We start from the raw sequence: 17,495 nt of genomic DNA, 5'->3' as shown, positions 1-17,495 counted from the left end.
GGGACGGCGCTGATATAGGCGCCAAGTGACTTCCCTCACTCTGGCAAGGCATGGGCTATCGGGGAATCAAGCATTTGAGATAGCTGGTATCCATGGGACGGATGTCTGCCTCGGCTGCCCCGCGCCCCTTGGGCACCCGGCGCTACTCCCCCGGGACGGCGTTCAGTTCCGCGCGGGTGGGCGGATTGGCGCCGGGCCGCGACACGGTGACCGCGGCCGCACGGGAGGCGTGGGCAAGGAGGTCGGCCAACCCCTCGGCCGGAAGCTCACGCAGGTCCTTCCGGTTCTGCGCACCGTCCAGGCCACGGTCCACGATCCCGGACAGCAGCGCCGCCATAAAGGAGTCGCCGGCGCCAACGGTGTCTGCCACCACTACTTCGGGCGCGGGATACACCGCTTCGCCAGCCGCCGTGATGCCCCAGGGGCCCGCAGCGCCGCGGGTGACCACCACCATCGCCGGCCCCTCCGTACCGTCGAGGGTCAGCCAGCGGCGGGCTGAGTCCAGCGGGTCAACCCCGGGATAGAGCCACTCCAGGTCCTCGTCGGAGGCCTTGACCACATCCGCCAGGCCGGCGAACTTCTCCGCTTGGTTCCGTGCGTAATCCACGTCGGTGATGATGCTGGGCCGGCAGTTGGGATCGAAACTGATGGTGGCGCGCGGGTGTGCGTATTCGACGGCGGCGAGCACCGCGCTCGCGCCCGGCGCCAGCATCGTGGCGATGGATCCAGTGTGCAGCAGGGTGGTGCCCTGCAGCATAAAAGCGAGGCGGTCCGCCAGCCCTGGGAGTTCCCACGTGAGGTCGAAAGTGTAGGTGGCGGCGCCGTCGTCGTCTATCAGGGCGGTGGCCACACTGGTGGGGAGGTCGTCCGGTCCCTGCGGCAGCATCACTGAACTGGCGCGAAGGTGCGCAGCGACGGAATCACCGTATGCGTCGCGGCCATAGCGGCCGATGAACTGGACCGGGTGGTCCAGGCGGGCGAGCCCTACCGCGACATTGAGGGGGCTGCCGCCCACGTGGGCTTCGATTCCGGAGGCGCGCTGGACAACGTCAACAAGGCCCTCGCCGATTACAGTGAGCATGGGTCATACTCTGCCAGAGAAGCTGGCCCCGGACACCCGCCATCACCCATCCCGGCCACCATTACGGGCTGCTTTGCGGCGGCGCTGGAGTGCTGAGGCGGGGGTCCACTGCTTCTGAGCTTTGTACTGTGAAACCGACCGTGGGCGTGGTCCTCAAGGCGTTCACAGCCCTATCTGCGATAACTTGGGCTTCGGTTCCGGAATCCAGGATCGTATTCCGAACTGATTCGGAATCGACCATCACGGCCGTAACGGGAAGCCCATCCGAAGCCTGGGTGGTCAACAGAGCGTCCACTTGAGCCTCGAAGCAGGAGTCGCTTGACGTGGAGCGAACGTCCATCGCCACCACGTGGTTGTTGGAGACGAAGTTGCCCGACCCGGCCAGCAGCCGGATGATGACAGGCATCGCTCCTGCCGGCCGGATGCTCTCTGAGTCGATGATCTGGGAGAAGTGGTTGCCGATCACGGAGTTGTTGCTGCCGCTGACACAAAGAAGTCCGTTGAGCTCGTTCAGTCCGTTGTCCACTCCCAGGAAGGGCGTCCAGGGCTCATGGTCACGCAAGAAGTGGTTCGTGGCCACGAGGTTTTCCGAACTGTCGGCTTCGAGAATCACCATCCCTGGGTAGAACGAGTGCAAACGGTTGTTGGAGACGCTTGAACGCGTGACGCCGCTGAGATGGACGCTGCTCGCACCACGGGGGAAGACGTTGTTCGCGGTTATCAGGAGCCCGCCGTGGTTCTCTGCGTAGATCGAATAGCCTTTAGGGCCTGCTCCCACCAGGTTGTCGGTAATCTTTGATGCCTGTCCCCACCCCCGCAGTTCGATGCAGCTTCCGCACTCAGCGATGAAGTTGTCGTGAATGGAAAGGGCGTCCGCCTTGTAGATGGTGAGGGCGTTCTCAAGATAGACGAACCCCATGCCATTGACGCGGAATGAGTCATTGGCGCTCGCCACATAAATACCGGTCTTGCCGTTGACGTAGGTGTTCTCCGGAGGCATTCCCGAGCCATCCGAGTTGAAGTGCAACCCGTCGATGCAGAAGTTGGAGAACTCGACTGAACTGATTCGCGGGCTCCCGCTTCGCTCAACGTAGAAGGCGGCTCCCTTGGATTCCTCCCGGCCTTCGCCGAGGGGAATGTCGACAATAACGCGACTGCCTCCTGGCCACAGCTCATGCAAGTTGGGCCATTCGTCTTCGGGAACGTTGAACCGGATGCTTGAGGACGTAAAGCCGTGTCCCGAGCCCTGGATTCGAAGGAAGCTGACGTCGATCACCACCTGCGTACGGAGGTGGTAGTCCCCCGGCGGAATGTAGATCACCGCGCCCGGCTTGCCTCCGTTGTTCGCATCGGTGACGGTCTGCCGGTCCTTGATGTCGGCGATGATGCTGTTGATTACTTCACCGACGTCCTCGGACGGATTGCCGACCGGCCACGTCGTCACGTCGTAGTAGTTGTTGCTTGACATAGGTTCTTCCCCTAGGTGAGTGTCGAGACCGCGAGTTTCAGTATTGTTGCTGAGCCGCCCTCAGCCGATATCCAGTTCTCCGAATTTTCGGTTTCGGGGAAGATGAGGTCAGTCAGGACCACCCTGCCGCCCTGTGCGAAGACTTCCACCGAGCAATGGTCGACGACGATCTGCAGCTTAAGCACGCCGTCATCAAGTACCAGCGGGGCTGATGCCACGGATGGAAACTTTTCGTGGAATCCTGTGTTGCCTGACTGCCTGCGGTCAAGGATGAGCTGGGCGCTGGTCGTGTCGTAGCTGAGAAGGGTGCCCTGGCTCCCGTCACGGCTTCCGAAGAGTCGGAAAGCAAAACGTTCGGCGCTTCCGGGCTGTATCTCCGCCTCGATGATTTGGGCGCTACCAGGCACCGCATCCGGCAACCGGAGGGCCGAATTCCGCAGCTCAAAGGGCTCTGCGGTCATTTGGTCCTTGGCAGCATGCCGCTCGTCTCCTGCACCCGGGCCGGCCAGGACCGGGCGCTGGATCAGGCAGGCAGAGCCGTTGACTCCTGTGAGGCGCACTTCGCGGGCAAGGGTCATCGAGGACCGCCAGGGGGCGGTGGGCAGCTCGTTGGCGTAGTCCCAGTTGTTCATCCAGCCGATGATGATGCGCCGGCCATCCGGGGCGTTGCTGAAGGATACGGAGGCGTAGCAGTCGCGCCCCCAGTCCAGCCATTGGCATTGCCGCAGGGCGGCAGCGGCCGCCTCAGGCTCGGCGATGGCGGACACCCCAGCCGGCGCCGCGAGTGAACCGGCGTCCGGAACGAAGCGGACGCCGTCGAAATGGCCGACGAAGTACTGGCCGCCGGAACCTCCTGCTACTCCACCGGGGTTGATGTTTACAATCAGGACCCATTTGATATTCTCCGGGTCCCCGTCCACCGCCAGGGGAAAAAGATCGGGGCACTCCCATTCCCCGGCGTCGGCGTTGGCCGGCCCGAAATCGCTCAGGAAGTCCCAGGACGTGAGGTCCTCCGAACGGTAGAAGACCACCTTTTGGTGCTGCGCTTCGACGGCGACCATGATCCAGCAGGCACCTTCGTCCCCGTCATAGCGGAAGACTTTGGGATCGCGGAAGTGCGTGGAGTCTCTGGTGAGGACCGGGTTGCCTTCGTATTTTCGCCACGTCATTCCTGCGTCTGTGCTGTAAGCCAGGGACTGCGCCTGCGTGCCGCTGTGTTCCGACGCGGCTTTGTAGGCGCTGGTGTAAATGGCTACGAGGGCAGGTGCGTCGGCCGTGCTGAAACCTGACGTGTTGCCGTAGTCGACTACCACACTGCCAGAGTAGATGTCCTCTGCGTCGTCGCAGGCAATGGCAACAGGGTGTTCGGTCCAGTGCAGCAAATCACTGGAGGTGGCGTGGCCCCAGGACATGTTTCCCCAGACGTTCCCGTACGGGTTGTTCTGGAAGAAGAGGTGGTACAGGCCCTCGTAGAAAACCAGGCCATTGGGGTCGTTCAGCCAGGTATCCCTTGCCGTGAAGTGGATGGCAGGCCGGAACCTCGAGGTTCCGGCAGGGGTTGTTTCCGGGCGTGCGGCATCAAGGGCACTGGTCATGTCTGGCGTTCCTCTGGGGAAGTGGAAGGGGGTGGCTGCCTATTGCCGGGGAGCCGCGATGGAATCACGGCGCACCAGGGGGCAGCTCAGAATGGTCGGGTGGAGTGCCATGAGGGTGAGGTCGGTCTTCCCCTCGACAGCGTCAATTAGGTGCTCGGTGGCCCACGCACCCATCTCGTAGTGGGGCAGGGCCACGGTGGTGAGGCCGGGGTGGAGGTTGGCGGCGATCAATACCTGGTCATCGAAGCCGACGACTGAAAGGTCAGCAGGGATGGTGAGTCCCAGCTCCGCAGCGGCGCGGTAGGCTCCCATCGCCATCCGGTCGTTGTAGCAAAACAAGCCGGTAGGCCGGTCCTCGCGTGCCAGGATCCGCCGGGCCGCTTCATAGCCGCCTTGCACCTCGGAGATCTCGGACTCGACGGGTGCCGCGTCGCCGTCGAGCCCTGCTTCGGTGAGCGTGGCCCGGAAAGCCTGGAGCCGCTGGCGGGTTGCCGGGACATCGTCGGTGTTGTTGATGAAGCCCACCCGCGTGTGCCCTGCTTCCAGGAGCGCGCCAACAGCGGCACGTGCACCACCATCCTCGTCCGGGACCACCGCTGTGATATTTCCGCCAATGGCCACCGAGTCGACCAGGACGGAGGGCACGCTGCCGAGGTTGGCCGGCAGTTCCACATTGCGGTGGTACATCGTGGCGTAGAGGATTCCGTCCACCCGGCGATCCAACAGTGCCTCGACGTCGGCCTGCCTGGACTCCAAACTGGCCGAACCGGAGGTGTTGATGATCATGAGGTTATAACCCCGGGCCTTGGCGGCCTCATCAGCGCCGAGGATGATCCGGCCGGCGTGGGGTGTGGTGGCGATATCCTCGCTGACCAAGCCCAGCATGCCAGTCCTCTGGGTGCGAAGAGCCTGGGCAAGGCGGTTGGGGCCATAGCCAAGTTGCTCCGCAATGCTCCTGACCTTGTCCTTGGTCTCCGGGCTGATTCGAGCGTAGGAAACGTCGTTGAGGACGTGGGAGACAGTTGTCACGGACACACCAGCGGCGACGGCCACGTCCTTGATACCGATGTTCTTGTTGCTCATCTGTCTCCCACGTCCTTATGGTCTGCGATGCCCCTGAGGGTTACCAGTAGGCTACTCGTTGCCATCTCTAGCCCTTGACCGCGCCGAGCGTCATGCCTGCGACGATCTTGCGCTGCAGGAGAAGGGTCAGGAGGATGACCGGGATGGAGTAAACGGCGGCCAGCGCGGTCATGGAGCCCCAGTCCAGGCCGAACTGGGTCTGGAAGTTCGCGATCACCACCGGCGTTGTCTGGGAGCGGATCGCTGTCATCAGGAGTGCGAAGAGGAACTCGTTCCAGGAGGCCAGGAAGGCGAAGATCGCGGTGACGGCGATACCGCCGGAGACCACCGGGATCACCACCCGCCACAGGGCTCCGAGCCGGCTGCAACCATCCACAGTCGCGGCTTCCTCCAAGTCTTGCGGCACCGCTTCGAAGAAGCTGGACATCAGCCAGATCGAGAGCGGCAGCGAGATGGTGGTGTGGGCTATGGAAAGGGCAATGGGGGTATCTGACAGGCCAACGGCTGCCATCATCGAGGCCAGCGGAATACCGATCGCCACCGGCGGCACCATGCGGGTCACCAGGGCGGCCATGATGAAGATCCTGCCGCTGAGGGTTTTGTAGCGGGTGATGCCGTAGGCCGCCGGGACCGCCAGCACGAGCGAAAGCACGGTGCTGATGATGGCCGTCTGGGTGCTGTTGATGAAGGAGGCGAGGACACCGTTGCGTCCAAGCGCGTTGGTGTAGTTCTCCAACGTCCATTCCCGGGGAAGGATGGTGGGCGGCACCGCGATGGTATCGATCGGCGTCTTGAAGGACGTGAAGAGCAGGTACAGGAACGGGAATCCGTAGAGCACCATAGCTACCGCGAGGAGGATCCACAGCAGTGCCCTGGTGCTTCGGCGGCCGGCCTCCAGGCCTTCGCGATTGACGCCCCGGCGCTTGCGGCCACCGGCATGCGTGGTTGGCACAGAATTCTCGGCAGTCACCGCGCGCGACTTCCCGCCGTCGGGCCTGATTCGTTCAGCGACGCGCATCAGTTGTCCTTTCCTGGCCGCCAGATGGTGGACACCGCGACGAATGCAACGGCGAGCATGGCCAGCAGATAGAGGGTGCCCATGGCGCTTGCCAGCCCGGGATCACCGAAGCGGATCATGGTCCGGTAGATCAGCAGGCTCATGGTTTCCGAGGCGGACTGCGGTCCGCCGTTGGTTTGGATAAGGATGGTGTCAAAGGCCCGGGCCGCGTCGATTCCGCGGACTACCAGGGCGACGGCGATGACCGGCCGCAGCAGGGGCAGGATAATGCGGAACAGCAGAGCCGGTGCGCGTGCACCGTCAAGGCGCGCCGCTTCGATCAGGTCACCTGGAATGTTCTGCAGGCCGGCAAAGAGCACCAGGCACATGAAGGACGTGGTCAACCAGATGTCCGGAATGGCCACCGAGAACAGCACAATGTTGGGATCGGACAGCCAGCCGATCTGATTGGGGTTGGACAGGATGCCGGCCTGGTGCAGGAGGGTTCCGATGAGCCCGAAGTTATCGATCATCAGGAACTTCCACAGGAGGCCTGCCACGATCGGGGCGATCATCAGCGGGTACATGAACACGGTCCGCCAGATTTGGGAGCTGCGCCCGAGGGTGGTGAACAGCAGCGCCATGCCCAGCCCGAGGGCGAATTCGAGGGTGACCACCACCAGGGTGTAGGCCAGGGTCCGCCAACCTGCGCCCATGAAGGCTTCCGAGGCGAAGGCCCGGAAGTAGTTATCCAGGCCCACGAAGTCGCGGGGGCCGCCGGCGATCGGCGAGATCTTGAAGAAGCTGTCCGCTACGAGGCGAAACAGCGGGAAGGCGACAAAAACTGCCAGGAACAGCGCCGCTGGTGTCATCAGGAACAATGCGAAGCGGCGATCGGAGATACGCACGGTTTTCTCTTCCGCTGGTTGGGACCGTGGCCGGCACCGGACTACGAGTGCCGTATCGGCAGGTGCCGGCCACGGGGGTCTTACTTAAGGAGGTCCTCGATCTGCTTCTTGGCGTCTGCGAGGAGGGTGGCGGAGTCCCCGCCGGCCACGGCCTTCTGGAGCATGGGAACCAGTACCGTGTCTACGATCTGCTGCCACTTTTCAGTCGCGGGGCGGGTGGCCGTCGCTTTACCGTTCAGGGTCTCGATCAACGGCCCGAAGCTCTCGTAGCCCTCTTTGTCCTGGTACTTCTCGAACGCGGAGATACGGGAAGCCAGGCCGAGGCTGGATTCGATACCCATGCTGTTGTTGTCGTAGGCGCACTTGATGAACTTCTTGGCCGCTTCAGTGTTCTTGGTGGCCTTCGGGACTGTGAGGTACCACGGTCCCGGGACACCGCCAATACCGGCGGATCCGGCGATCATGGGCGCGGTGCCCACCTTGCCGGCAACTGGCGAATCCTTGGGGATCTGCCTGTACGCGTGCGCCCAGAAGCGGGTCATTGCCGTTTTGCCCTGGTTGAACAGGTTCTGGGCGGCAGCCCAGTCCACCTGGGCGGCGCCGGACGGGGCGGACTTGGAAAGGCTGACGTAGAAGTCGAGTGCTTCCTTGTGGGCGTCGTTGTCGATGACCACCTTGTTGTCCTCATCCAGGACCATGGGTGAGCCGGCCTGCAGGACGTGGGCGAGCCATTCGGTTTCCACCGCGCCCTTGACGTCGGTGCCGTACATGCCGTCCTTGGTGAAGAATTCCGCGATGTCCTGGTACTGCTTCCAGGTGGTGGGGGCGGTCAGCTCGTAACCGTACTTGGCCTGGAAGTCTGCTTTGTTCTTGGCGTCCTCAAAGAGGTCTTTGCGGTAGAGGATGATCTCTGCGTTAGTCCAGGCGGGCAGGCCGATGAAATGTCCGTCCACGTTCGCTTCCTTGACGAGGGCGGGGAAGATGTCCTTTTTGGCCTCGTCGGTGAAGATCTCGTCGATGGGCTGGACAGCGTCCTTGAAGCTGGGCAGCCAGACGGAGTCCAGGGCTGCAACGTCGAAGGAGACGTTGCCGGAGGAGAATTCGCTGGAGAGGCGGTTGAACATGCCGTCGTAGGGCAGTTCGACGAAGTTCACGTCGACTCCCGCGTCCTTTTTGCACTGCTCGGCAACGCCGGTCAGTTCGGCGTGGCCGCCAGCCTCCACCAGGACGTTGACGGTGCTGGTGCCGGCGCTACCCGTGGATGTCGGGCCCCCTGCGCCGCAGCCTGTGGCTACCAGTGCGACGGCGGTGCAGATGCCGCCGATGGTGGCGAACCTGTTGATGGTCTTTCGAGTGGACATCGCTGTCGACTCACTTTCTCTCGAACGGAAATGGCGAGATGCTTGGGGTGAAAAATCGTTTTGCTAAAACGACTTGGCAACAATATAGAACCATCGCTGGAGAGGTGTCAAGCGTCACATTTGAAGTCTGGCTGGCCGGTTAGTGCTGGGGCCCGTCACACAATGCGGGATTGAGAAAAATCCTTTTGGCATAGCGGCAGATTCCCCTGCCGCGAACGTCCACAAAAACTGGCCGGATCAGCCCAGCAAGTACCGCGCCATTTCCCTGCATTGCCTGTACGCGGTGGACTTGGGATCGATCAGGTCGTAGTGGTCTCCCGGCACCTTGGTGAGCCGTACGGACATGCCGGCCGCACTGGCGGCAGCAGCATAGGACTCAGCCTGGCTCAGCGGTACGTCCCCGTCCCCTACGGCGTGGACCACGTGGACAGGGATATCCAGCGGGATCGCGGTCATCGGATCGGCATAGCGGAGCCGCAGCGGATACTTCGACGACGACCCGCCCAGCAGGTTGCACACGGCACCATTGCTGAGGTCCAGCTTCTCCGCCTCAGCCAGGTTGAGAAGCCCGGACTGGCTGACCACGCCGGTCAGGCGCACCGCACCGGCACCGTCATGCCGCGGGACCTGACGGTCGGCGTCGGGCAGTCCCAGCTGGGCCAGCCGGTCGCGCCCCGCAGCCCACACCGCCAGGTGTCCGCCTGCCGAGTGGCCCAGTGCCACCACGCGGTCCAGGTTCAGGGAATGGCCGGCGGCGAGGTCCGCGAGCTTGTCGATCCCGGCCAGTACGTCAGCAAAGGTGTTGGGCCAGCCGCCGCCGTTACCGGCCCGCCGGTATTCCAGGTTCCACGCGGCAATTCCGTGAGCAGCCAGGTCCCTGGCCAGGGGCTCACCCAACTCCGCACCGTACTGCGAGCGCCAGTAGCCGCCGTGGATGACCACCACCACGCCGCGGTGCGCACCGCCGTCGGGCATTTCCGGGAGATACAGCTCCCCCCACTGGCTGGGATCCTCACCGTACTGGTACTTATGCCGCTGCACTGCGCCCTCTCCCGCGGGGGACGGTCCCCTGCGTGCCTGGCAAACATGCGGCGGTCAGGGCCCCGACGCCGCAGCCCAGCCATGTGCCCGAGCCTACCGTGAGCGCCGGGACGCCGCTGTCGGAACCCCGCCGTAAGCTGGAGCCATGCCGAGTAACTGGGACAGCCTGGATGTCAGCCTCCGCGAATCCGTGCAGGAGAACGTGGAGATCTACGAGCGCGTCCGGCCTGCGCTCAAGCTGGTCACCAAGGACGTTCTCTACATCCTCCGCGACATGCTGAAGGACACCGAAGTCACCCCGCTCTTTGTCACCGGCCGCACCAAGAGCGTTGAGTCGTTCCGGGAGAAGATTTCCCGCATCGAGGAACCCCTGGAACCTGGCGGCCCGCCGGTCCTGAAGTTCCCGGACCCGTTCCGGACCCTGAACGACATGGTGGGTGTCCGCGTCATCACCAAGCTGCCGGCCGAAAACGCTTTGGTGGCCAATCTGATCAAGCGCCAGCGCAGCGTGTTCGACTGCCGAGGCGACCGCGAGAAGGACATCGGCTCCATCGAGTCGGGCACGTACGGGTACTCCAGCCGCCACCTCATCCTGCGGACCATCCAGAACGAGGCCGTCAAGGAGTACCAACAGGTCTTCAACCCGGACATCCAGCCCAACGGCAGCTACTTCTTCGAGTGCCAGATCCGGACCGTCTTTGCGCACGCCTGGAGCGAGATCGAGCACGACATCCGCTTCAAGGCCGAGGACCCCCGCGCCTGGACGCCGCACTTCGACCGCCAGTTCACGGCCACGGCCGCCATGCTGGAGACCGTGGAGAGCGCGTTCGCGGACCTGCACGAACGCTATGAGGAAGTCCGCAGCTACTGGGACGTCGAAGGCGAAGGCGCGGCCCAGCTCACTCCCAACCGCATCCGGGATGTCTGGCGTACGCTGCTGCCCCACGTGGACCGTAAAGTTGATGATGACTGGGGCTGGGCCGCCGAACTCATGGCGGCCCACGGCCTCAACCAGACCGTGCAGCTCGCCGGCCTGCTCAGCGCCAACCGGATCACCGAGGTCCGCAAAGCACTGGACCACCGGTACTCCCCCGGACCGGACCGCCTGCTGGATGACCTCCTGCTGTGGCAGTACGGAACCAAGCACATTGACCTCACCGCCGAGGCGCCCGACGCCGTACCGCACCCCCGGCGCGACAGCCTCCTGCGGCGGCTGAAACAGATCGAGCGCTACCGCCAGACCAAGAAATAGGGATCCATGCAGCCCCTGCAGCTCCAGTCCGTCAGGGCCACCCTCCGCTCCCCCCGCCGGCTCAAGACCGAGGCGCTGGCAGGACTGGTGGTGGCCCTTGCCCTCATCCCTGAAGCCATCGCGTTCTCGGTGATCGCTGGCGTCGATCCGCGGATCGGATTGTTTGCCTCCTTCACCATGGCCGTCACCATCTCCGTTGTGGGCGGCCGGCCCGCCATGATTTCGGCGGCCACCGGAGCCGTGGCACTGGTGATAGCACCGCTGATGCGCAGCCACGGCCTGGACTACCTCATAGCGGCGGTGATCCTGGCCGGGGTCTTCCAGATCCTGCTGGCGGTCCTTGGGGTGACGAGGCTGATGCGCTTCATCCCGCGGTCGGTGATGGTGGGGTTCGTGAACGCCCTCGCCATCCTGGTGTTCATGGCCCAGGTCCCCGAGCTGATCGGCGTGCCGTGGATGGTTTATCCGCTGGTGGCAGTGGGCCTGGTCATCGTGGTGCTCCTGCCGAGAATAACGACGGCGGTACCCTCACCGCTCGTGGCCATCGTCCTGCTCACCACGTTTGTGGTTGTAGCCGGGGTGGACGTGCCGGCCGTCCAGGACAAAGGCCAGCTGCCTGAGAGCCTGCCCTCGCTGTTCCTCCCCAACGTGCCGCTGACCTGGGAGACGTTCCAGGTGATCGCCCCGTTCTCCCTGTCCATGGCCCTCGTGGGGCTTTTGGAATCGCTGATGACCGCAAAACTCGTGGACGACATCACTGACACACGCTCCAACAAAACCCGGGAATCCTGGGGCCAGGGCGTCGCAAACATCGTCACCGGCTTCCTGGGCGGCATGGGCGGCTGTGCCGTCATCGGCCAGACCATGATCAACGTCAAGGGCTCAGGAGCACGGAGCCGGGTGTCCACATTCCTTGCCGGCGTCTTCCTGCTGGTGCTGGTTGTAGCGCTGGGCGACGTAGTGGGGCTCATTCCCATGGCCGCGCTGGTGGCCGTGATGATCTTTGTTTCCGCCATCACCTTCGACTGGCACTCCGTTGCTCCGCGGACCCTTCGCCGTATGCCCAAGTCCGAAACGGCCGTCATGGTGATCACCGTGGCCGTCGTCTCAGCCACGCACAACCTGGCCATCGGAGTCGGCGCAGGCGTGCTGGCCGCGATGGCCATGTTCGCCCGCCGCGTGGCCCACTTCGTGACGGTCGAGCGCACCATCGTGGAGCTGAACGGCGAGTCGGTGGCAACCTACACCGTGGACGGCGAACTTTTCTTCGCTTCCTCCAACGACCTCTACACGCAGTTCGAGTACGCGATGGACGCGGAGCCGGAGATCAGCCGGGTAGTGATTGACCTGCACGCTTCACACCTCTGGGACGCTTCCACTATTGCAGTGCTGGACGCCGTGACAGAAAAGTACCGCCGGCACGGCCGGGAAGTGGACCTGATCGGACTGAACTCGGCCAGCATCCAGATGCGGGAACGGCTGGCCGGCAAGCTCAACGCTGGCCACTGAACCGGCGCCCGTCAGCGCGCTGTATCGCTACGGGCGGTGCGGTTCCGGCCCTGCGACTTGGCCTCGTAAAGTGCCGCATCCGCGGCGGCGATCAGGGCCTCCAAACCTGGCGTCCCGGCGTCGTACGTGGCGATGCCGTAACTGGCCGTGGGCATCCTTGGCCCCTCCCGGTGGGCGGAATCCGCGAGCCGCTGGCTGATCGCGTCGGCAATCCGTTCGGCACGGTCGGCTGTGGCTCCGGGGATGAGGAGAATGAACTCTTCCCCGCCGTACCGGCCAGCCAGGTCGGTCGAGCGCACGGTTTCCCGGCAGGCTGCGGCGAAAGCCTGAAGGGCCACATCGCCTGCGGCGTGGCCATAGGTGTCGTTGACGGCCTTGAAGTGGTCCAGGTCGGCGAGAATGAGGGCCCCCGTTGCCCGGGTGACGGCAGGGTCGGCAAGGTGTTCGTCAGCTATTTCAATGAAGGCCTTGCGGTTAAGGAGTCCGGTGAGGTCGTCCCGGGTGGCTACCATTCGGAGTGCACGGGTCTGCTGTTCGCTGCTGAGCGCGGACATGCTGAAGGACACCACTACCAGCAGCACCATGGTGACCAGCGTGGTCACTTCGGACCCAAAGTAGGTGTCGAAGGTGGGGCCGCCCGGGCCCTCCAGCAGGAAGAAGACGAGCCGGCCGAAGTAGAACGCAGACAGCCCTCCCGCGGCGGCCGCCATCGGGACCCTGACCCGGGAGTATCCGGGTTCAAGCCGCCAAAGCTCCCTTGACGCGAGCCCGATCGTCAGGCACATCGCGCCGAGGAAAACGGGACCACCTGACCAAGTGTTTGTCGCAGGACTGTCGAGTGCTGACGCCACGAGGGTAACCAGTGGTACCGCCGTGAAAAGCAAGCGCCGCGGGCGGACCTCCCGGAGCGATCTGGCTCCTGCCCAGACCGCCACCCCGCCGTGGACCAGTAACACGTTTCCCAGCGGATTGGCCCACCACTGATGCGCCGTTCCGTCCAGGAGGAAAGCCGCGGATCCGGCGAGGAAAAAAACCAGCGCCAGGCACCACCAGCCGCTGTAGGGCGAGCGCGTGATGCGGTATGCCGAAAAATAGAACAGGAGTCCCAGCACCAAAGCCATAAGGCCGAAGGCCACTCTGAGGGTTGCCGTATCCAGAACCATGTTTCGAGTTCCCCCAGACGCCGATGTGATGCAAAACTCAGTATCGCACTGCTCCGCGCCGTACCGGGCAGAAACCCACAAAGAGACGGCCTGGGTTGTTACCGTGCGGGGTCACCGACTGGCACCGGACGCCCGGCAGTGCCAGCATGATTGGATGCTTGAGGCAACAAAATCCCAGAATTCTCCTGTCGAGCCGCCCGTCAATGCTGCGTTGGCCGCGGAAGCGAAGATCGCCCGGATCGCGGTCACCGTCTTCCCGCTCCTGGTAGTAGCGGCAGGTGTGCTGGGATTCTTCATTCCGGGAGCCTTCCAGCCCCTGGGTCCCAGCGTGCCGTACTTGCTCGGCATCATCATGTTCTGCATGGGCCTGACACTCACTCCGCCGGACTTCGCCGCGGTGGCCAAACGCCCCTGGGCCGTAGTGCTGGGGATCGTGGCGCACTATGTGATCATGCCCGGCGCGGGCTGGCTGATTGCCGTGGCACTGAACCTCGAACCTGAACTGGCGGTGGGGCTCATCCTGGTCGGTTGCGCGCCGTCCGGGACCGCGTCCAATGTGATGGCGTTTCTGGCGAAGGGCGATGTGGCCCTCTCTGTGGCGGTGGCCTCGGTTTCCACCCTCATTGCACCCATCGTCACGCCGCTGCTGGTGCTGTTCCTCGCTGGCTCCTACCTACAGATCGACGCCGGGGCCATGGTGGGCGACATCGTCAAGACCGTGCTGCTCCCCGTGGTCGCAGGCCTCCTCGCCCGGCTCTTCCTCAAGAAGCTCGTGGCGAAGGTTCTCCCCGCGCTTCCTTGGGCGTCCGCCGTCGTGATTTCCCTGATCGTTGCCGTAGTGGTGGCCGGCAGCTCAAGCAAAATCGTCGCTGCAGGCGGCATCGTGTTCCTGGCCGTGGTGCTGCACAACGGCTTCGGCCTGGGCCTGGGCTACCTGGCCGGGAAGGTGGGCCGGCTGGACGACAAGGCACGGCGCGCCCTCGCGTTCGAGGTGGGCATGCAGAACTCCGGGCTGGCGGCCACGCTGGCCACCGCCCATTTCTCGCCCCTGGCTGCCCTGCCGTCCGCCGTTTTCTCGCTCTGGCACAACATCTCCGGCGCCATCGTCGCGGCCTGGCTGGCCCGGCGCCCGCTGCAGGACGCGTAGGCCGCCTGAAACGGGACCCTCCAGGCCGGCGCTGCTCAGCAGAACGCGAGGGAGCCGTCGGGCCTGGTGGGCAGCTGGCGTTCCCAGTGGATGTAGTCGTGCTCGCTCAGGGCCGCCTCATCGATGTCGATTCCCCAGCCGGCACGGTCAGGGCGAAGTTCGAGGTGGCCGTCGACCGGCAGGTAGGGGTCCGGGCACCAGGTGGTCTCCTCCAGCTTGTACTCGAGGATGGAGAAGTTGCTGCATGCTGCCGCGAAGTGGAGGTTGTGCGCAACCGCCAGGGGACCCATCGGGTTATGCGGTGCCACCGTGACGAAGTGCGCCTCGGCGATGGTTGCGATTCTGCGCATTTGGGAAATTCCGCCCACCACGCAAATGTCCGGCTGGACGATATCTGCCCCGCCTCCGGACAGCAGGCTCAGAAACTCGTTGGGCGAGTACAGGCTTTCGCCGGTGGCAAGTGGCACTTGGAGTTCGGCGCGCAACCGGTGCCAGGCAGGGAAAAACTCAGGCCGGATAGGTTCCTCGAAGAACAGCGGCTGGTACGGCGCGAGCGCGTTGCCCAGCTGGATGGCCTGGAAAGGCTCGAAGATCTTCGCGTGGGCGTCGAACGCGAAGTCCCAGGCATCGGGGCAGGCCTCCCTGACGGCGGCGAAATAATCCGCCGTCTCGGACACGACGAGGCCCCACCGCCGGTTGTGGATGTCGCCCCGGAACGGGCTGAGTTTGAAGGCCGTGAAGCCGTACCGTTCGTTCAGCTCCTCGGTCACGGCGCGGCACTCAGCTGGGTCCGGCGCCGAGTAGACGCCGGCGTAGACGGAAACCCTGTCGCGCACAGTCCCGCCTAGAAGGCTATACACAGGCACGTCCAGTGCCTTGGCCGCAATGTCCCAGAGCGCATGATCGACGGCGGAGATCGCGGCGAGGCCAATCGCCCCCTGGGGGAAGCGCGCCTTGCGGATAAGCTTTTGGGTCACATACTCCACGCGGCGGGGGTCGTCGCCCTTGACCTGTTCAAACAAGTAGTCCAGCACTGGCACGAGGGCCCAGTCCGGGCCGTGGTTGTATGCCTCGCCCCAGCCGGAAATGCCTTCGTCCGTGTCCACGCGCAAGAGCAGCCTTGGCCGGTTGCCCACACGCTGCATGAAGGTCTTGAACCCGGTGATCTTCATGCGTTCACTGCCGTGTCCGTGTGGGCGCCCACAGGAAAGAGGTTATGAGTGGTGCTCCAGTCCGCCAGGATGCCCGCGATCTCTTCGCGGGCGCCTTCACTGAGCTCATGGCTGGGCGGCCTGATGGTCCGCTCGCAAAGGCCCAGCTGGGACAGCGCTTCCTTGACCACGCTCACGTTGTTGGCGGATCTGTCCTCTGCCCGCAGCTCCTCAAACCTGGATATCCGGGACAACAGCACTCCCGCCAGCCGGTAGTCCCCTACGCGCAGGGCGTCCCGCAAGGAGAGGGACAGCTGCGGGTTCACGTTGACAAGGCCGGAAGTAAAACCAGTGGCACCGTGGGCCGCATAGGACAAGGCGTATGGTTCCGCCAGTCCGGCGATCCAGACGAACCGATCGGCGCCGGCCAGATCCCGGATCCGGGCAAACTGCGCGGGGTCAGGCACCGCATACTTGATGCCGATGACGTTCGGGCAGCGGCCGGCGAGCTCAACCAGCATTGCTGCTGTCACCCACTCATTGCGGATGTACAGCACGAAGGCGACGTCCGGCTCGGCTGAGGCGATCCGGGCGTGATACTCCACCCAGCCTGCAGCAGAGACATGGGGATGGGTCGGCTGGTGGATCATCGCCATGCGGATTCCTGTTGCCACGCCGGCCCGGACATCGGAGATGGCAGAGTCCACGTCGTGGCCGATACCCAAAAGCAGGTAGGCCTCCGGGCCAACCGCGTCAGCCGATGCCTCGATGAGCTGATGGCGTTCCCTGGCAGTCAGTGCGTAGAACTCGCTGGTGTTCCCGTTGGGCGTGATGGTGGTGACGCCGTTGTCCACCAGCCGCCGCAGCAGCTTCTTGAACGCAGCGACATCCACGGCGCCGTGCCGATAGGGGGTCACGGGAATCGCAACCACGTCTGCAAGGGCTGTCCGGAACTCGGGGAATGTCATCGTTTTCTGCCAGCGATCTGTCCGACTGCGCGGACCTCGAAACTGTTGATGTGGTTGAGGACCAGCTCCGCTGCCCGGCCGGCATCGCCGTTGCGCGCCGCAGCGAGAATCTCGGCATGCTCGGCCGCCTCCTCATCCCACGACGGCTGCTGGATCCAGGCATTGACTGAAATCAGCGCGGTCTGCTCGCGCAGGCCGTCCAGCATGTCCACGAGGACAGGGTTGCCGCAGTTGGAATACAGCAGCTGATGGAAGTCGCGGTTGGCCAGGCTTCGTTCAGCTTCATCGACTGAAGACGAGGCACGGTCCAGCGCTTCCTGTGCAAGCTCTACGTCGAAGCCGCGTTCAATGGTCCGCGCGACCGCCACCGGTTCCAGAAGGGAGCGGACATCAAAGACGCTGCGGGCCATCTCCTCATCCACTACCCGCACGGTGGCGCCCTTGTATTCGCTCATGGTGACCAGGCCTGCGCCGACGAGCGTCTTCAGGGCCTCCCGCACGGGAGTTTTGGAAATGCCGAATCGGCGGGCCAGCTCGGTCTCAACCAGGGGCTGCCCGGCAGGTAGTTCGCCAGTGAGGATGGACCGCCGAAGCGCCTCCACCACAAGGCCGGTCCGGGACGAGGCTGGCAGCAGACCGGTGGGCGTGGATTCAGTGATCACAATAATTCCTTTCCATGCTGCCCATCATATCAGGTGTATCGTATGTAGTATATGATGTATGACAGCGGCGATTCACCGGTTTCTCCAGCGGGCGCCTAACGAGAGGAAC

Annotated in this window: 15 protein-coding genes; 3 read left to right on the top strand and 12 right to left on the bottom strand. The window is 64.0% G+C overall.

Features of this window, described 5'->3' with window-relative positions; translation table 11 throughout:
- Positions 1 to 142: 142 nt before the first annotated feature.
- From ACLKOZ_RS04080 to ACLKOZ_RS04045, 8 genes are all read right to left on the bottom strand, one after another.
- Entirely contained in the window at positions 143 to 1,081 is a 939-nt protein-coding gene (locus tag ACLKOZ_RS04080) for a carbohydrate kinase family protein (RefSeq protein WP_376044760.1), read from the bottom strand.
- Between the two features lie 61 nt (positions 1,082 to 1,142).
- Positions 1,143 to 2,549: a NosD domain-containing protein gene (locus ACLKOZ_RS04075; protein ID WP_436473004.1), complete on the bottom strand. Its 1,407-nt coding sequence runs from the start codon at positions 2,547 to 2,549 to the stop codon at positions 1,143 to 1,145.
- An 11-nt stretch (positions 2,550 to 2,560) separates the two neighbouring features.
- Positions 2,561 to 4,144, bottom strand: coding sequence for a glycoside hydrolase family 32 protein (locus ACLKOZ_RS04070; protein WP_436473002.1), 1,584 nt, complete (start codon positions 4,142 to 4,144; stop codon positions 2,561 to 2,563).
- A gap of 39 nt (positions 4,145 to 4,183) precedes the next feature.
- The gene (locus ACLKOZ_RS04065; RefSeq protein ID WP_436473000.1) at positions 4,184 to 5,227 is read right to left on the bottom strand and encodes a LacI family DNA-binding transcriptional regulator; all 1,044 of its coding nucleotides are present in this window, start codon (positions 5,225 to 5,227) and stop codon (positions 4,184 to 4,186) included.
- A 67-nt stretch (positions 5,228 to 5,294) separates the two neighbouring features.
- Entirely contained in the window at positions 5,295 to 6,245 is a 951-nt protein-coding gene (locus ACLKOZ_RS04060) for a carbohydrate ABC transporter permease (protein WP_337345284.1), read from the bottom strand.
- On the bottom strand, positions 6,245 to 7,132 hold the full coding sequence (locus ACLKOZ_RS04055) for a carbohydrate ABC transporter permease (protein ID WP_337345283.1): 888 nt from the start codon (positions 7,130 to 7,132) through the stop codon (positions 6,245 to 6,247). The genes ACLKOZ_RS04060 and ACLKOZ_RS04055 overlap by 1 nt, the downstream gene beginning before the upstream one ends.
- Before the next feature lie 80 nt (positions 7,133 to 7,212).
- Entirely contained in the window at positions 7,213 to 8,493 is a 1,281-nt protein-coding gene (locus ACLKOZ_RS04050) for an ABC transporter substrate-binding protein (RefSeq protein WP_436472997.1), read from the bottom strand.
- A 237-nt stretch (positions 8,494 to 8,730) separates the two neighbouring features.
- Positions 8,731 to 9,534, bottom strand: a complete 804-nt coding sequence (locus tag ACLKOZ_RS04045; protein ID WP_436472995.1) for an alpha/beta hydrolase — start codon at positions 9,532 to 9,534, stop codon at positions 8,731 to 8,733.
- A 145-nt stretch (positions 9,535 to 9,679) separates the two neighbouring features.
- Here ACLKOZ_RS04045 and ACLKOZ_RS04040 point away from each other — a divergent pair, with 145 nt between their 5' ends.
- Together ACLKOZ_RS04040 and ACLKOZ_RS04035 are read left to right on the top strand one after the other, a co-directional pair.
- Complete coding sequence (locus ACLKOZ_RS04040; RefSeq protein ID WP_337350566.1) at positions 9,680 to 10,786, top strand: GTP pyrophosphokinase; 1,107 nt, start codon at positions 9,680 to 9,682, stop codon at positions 10,784 to 10,786.
- Between the two features lie 6 nt (positions 10,787 to 10,792).
- The gene (locus tag ACLKOZ_RS04035) at positions 10,793 to 12,295 is read left to right on the top strand and encodes a SulP family inorganic anion transporter (protein ID WP_436472992.1); all 1,503 of its coding nucleotides are present in this window, start codon (positions 10,793 to 10,795) and stop codon (positions 12,293 to 12,295) included.
- An 11-nt stretch (positions 12,296 to 12,306) separates the two neighbouring features.
- Here ACLKOZ_RS04035 and ACLKOZ_RS04030 read toward each other — a convergent pair whose 3' ends face one another.
- Positions 12,307 to 13,458: a diguanylate cyclase gene (locus tag ACLKOZ_RS04030; RefSeq protein ID WP_436472990.1), complete on the bottom strand. Its 1,152-nt coding sequence runs from the start codon at positions 13,456 to 13,458 to the stop codon at positions 12,307 to 12,309.
- A gap of 154 nt (positions 13,459 to 13,612) precedes the next feature.
- Between ACLKOZ_RS04030 and ACLKOZ_RS04025 the strand changes: the two genes are divergently transcribed.
- A complete protein-coding gene (locus ACLKOZ_RS04025; RefSeq protein WP_436472988.1) occupies positions 13,613 to 14,605 on the top strand; it encodes a bile acid:sodium symporter family protein in 993 nt (330 codons plus the stop codon).
- A 35-nt stretch (positions 14,606 to 14,640) separates the two neighbouring features.
- Here ACLKOZ_RS04025 and ACLKOZ_RS04020 read toward each other — a convergent pair whose 3' ends face one another.
- From ACLKOZ_RS04020 to ACLKOZ_RS04010, 3 genes are read right to left on the bottom strand one after another with little or no spacing between them, the layout of a single operon-like run.
- Positions 14,641 to 15,777: a mandelate racemase/muconate lactonizing enzyme family protein gene (locus ACLKOZ_RS04020; RefSeq protein ID WP_436472986.1), complete on the bottom strand. Its 1,137-nt coding sequence runs from the start codon at positions 15,775 to 15,777 to the stop codon at positions 14,641 to 14,643.
- Positions 15,774 to 16,724, bottom strand: coding sequence for a dihydrodipicolinate synthase family protein (locus ACLKOZ_RS04015; RefSeq protein ID WP_436472984.1), 951 nt, complete (start codon positions 16,722 to 16,724; stop codon positions 15,774 to 15,776). The genes ACLKOZ_RS04020 and ACLKOZ_RS04015 overlap by 4 nt, the downstream gene beginning before the upstream one ends.
- A complete protein-coding gene (locus ACLKOZ_RS04010; protein ID WP_436472983.1) occupies positions 16,721 to 17,386 on the bottom strand; it encodes a GntR family transcriptional regulator in 666 nt (221 codons plus the stop codon). Before ACLKOZ_RS04010 ends, ACLKOZ_RS04015 begins: the two co-directional genes overlap by 4 nt.
- Positions 17,387 to 17,495 lie beyond the last annotated feature (109 nt).

This window comes from Arthrobacter sp. R4, from assembly GCF_051365025.1.
GTDB lineage: Bacteria > Actinomycetota > Actinomycetes > Actinomycetales > Micrococcaceae > Arthrobacter.
The sequence above is the reverse complement of the archived record's forward strand: the minus strand, read 5'-3'. Positions and strand labels throughout refer to the sequence as shown.

Bases quoted from the DNA above. Each gene is read 5' to 3' on its own strand.
- ACLKOZ_RS04080 (WP_376044760.1), bottom strand. From the start codon at position 1,081: ATGCTCACTGTAATCGGCGAGGGCCTTGTTGACGTTGTCCAGCGCGCC.
- ACLKOZ_RS04075 (WP_436473004.1), bottom strand. From the start codon at position 2,549: ATGTCAAGCAACAACTACTACGACGTGACGACGTGGCCGGTCGGCAAT.
- ACLKOZ_RS04070 (WP_436473002.1), bottom strand. From the start codon at position 4,144: ATGACCAGTGCCCTTGATGCCGCACGCCCGGAAACAACCCCTGCCGGA.
- ACLKOZ_RS04065 (WP_436473000.1), bottom strand. From the start codon at position 5,227: ATGAGCAACAAGAACATCGGTATCAAGGACGTGGCCGTCGCCGCTGGT.
- ACLKOZ_RS04060 (WP_337345284.1), bottom strand. From the start codon at position 6,245: ATGCGCGTCGCTGAACGAATCAGGCCCGACGGCGGGAAGTCGCGCGCG.
- ACLKOZ_RS04050 (WP_436472997.1), bottom strand. From the start codon at position 8,493: ATGTCCACTCGAAAGACCATCAACAGGTTCGCCACCATCGGCGGCATC.
- ACLKOZ_RS04040 (WP_337350566.1), top strand. From the start codon at position 9,680: ATGCCGAGTAACTGGGACAGCCTGGATGTCAGCCTCCGCGAATCCGTG.
- ACLKOZ_RS04035 (WP_436472992.1), top strand. From the start codon at position 10,793: ATGCAGCCCCTGCAGCTCCAGTCCGTCAGGGCCACCCTCCGCTCCCCC.
- ACLKOZ_RS04030 (WP_436472990.1), bottom strand. From the start codon at position 13,458: ATGGTTCTGGATACGGCAACCCTCAGAGTGGCCTTCGGCCTTATGGCT.
- ACLKOZ_RS04025 (WP_436472988.1), top strand. From the start codon at position 13,613: ATGCTTGAGGCAACAAAATCCCAGAATTCTCCTGTCGAGCCGCCCGTC.
- ACLKOZ_RS04020 (WP_436472986.1), bottom strand. From the start codon at position 15,777: ATGAAGATCACCGGGTTCAAGACCTTCATGCAGCGTGTGGGCAACCGG.
- ACLKOZ_RS04015 (WP_436472984.1), bottom strand. From the start codon at position 16,724: ATGACATTCCCCGAGTTCCGGACAGCCCTTGCAGACGTGGTTGCGATT.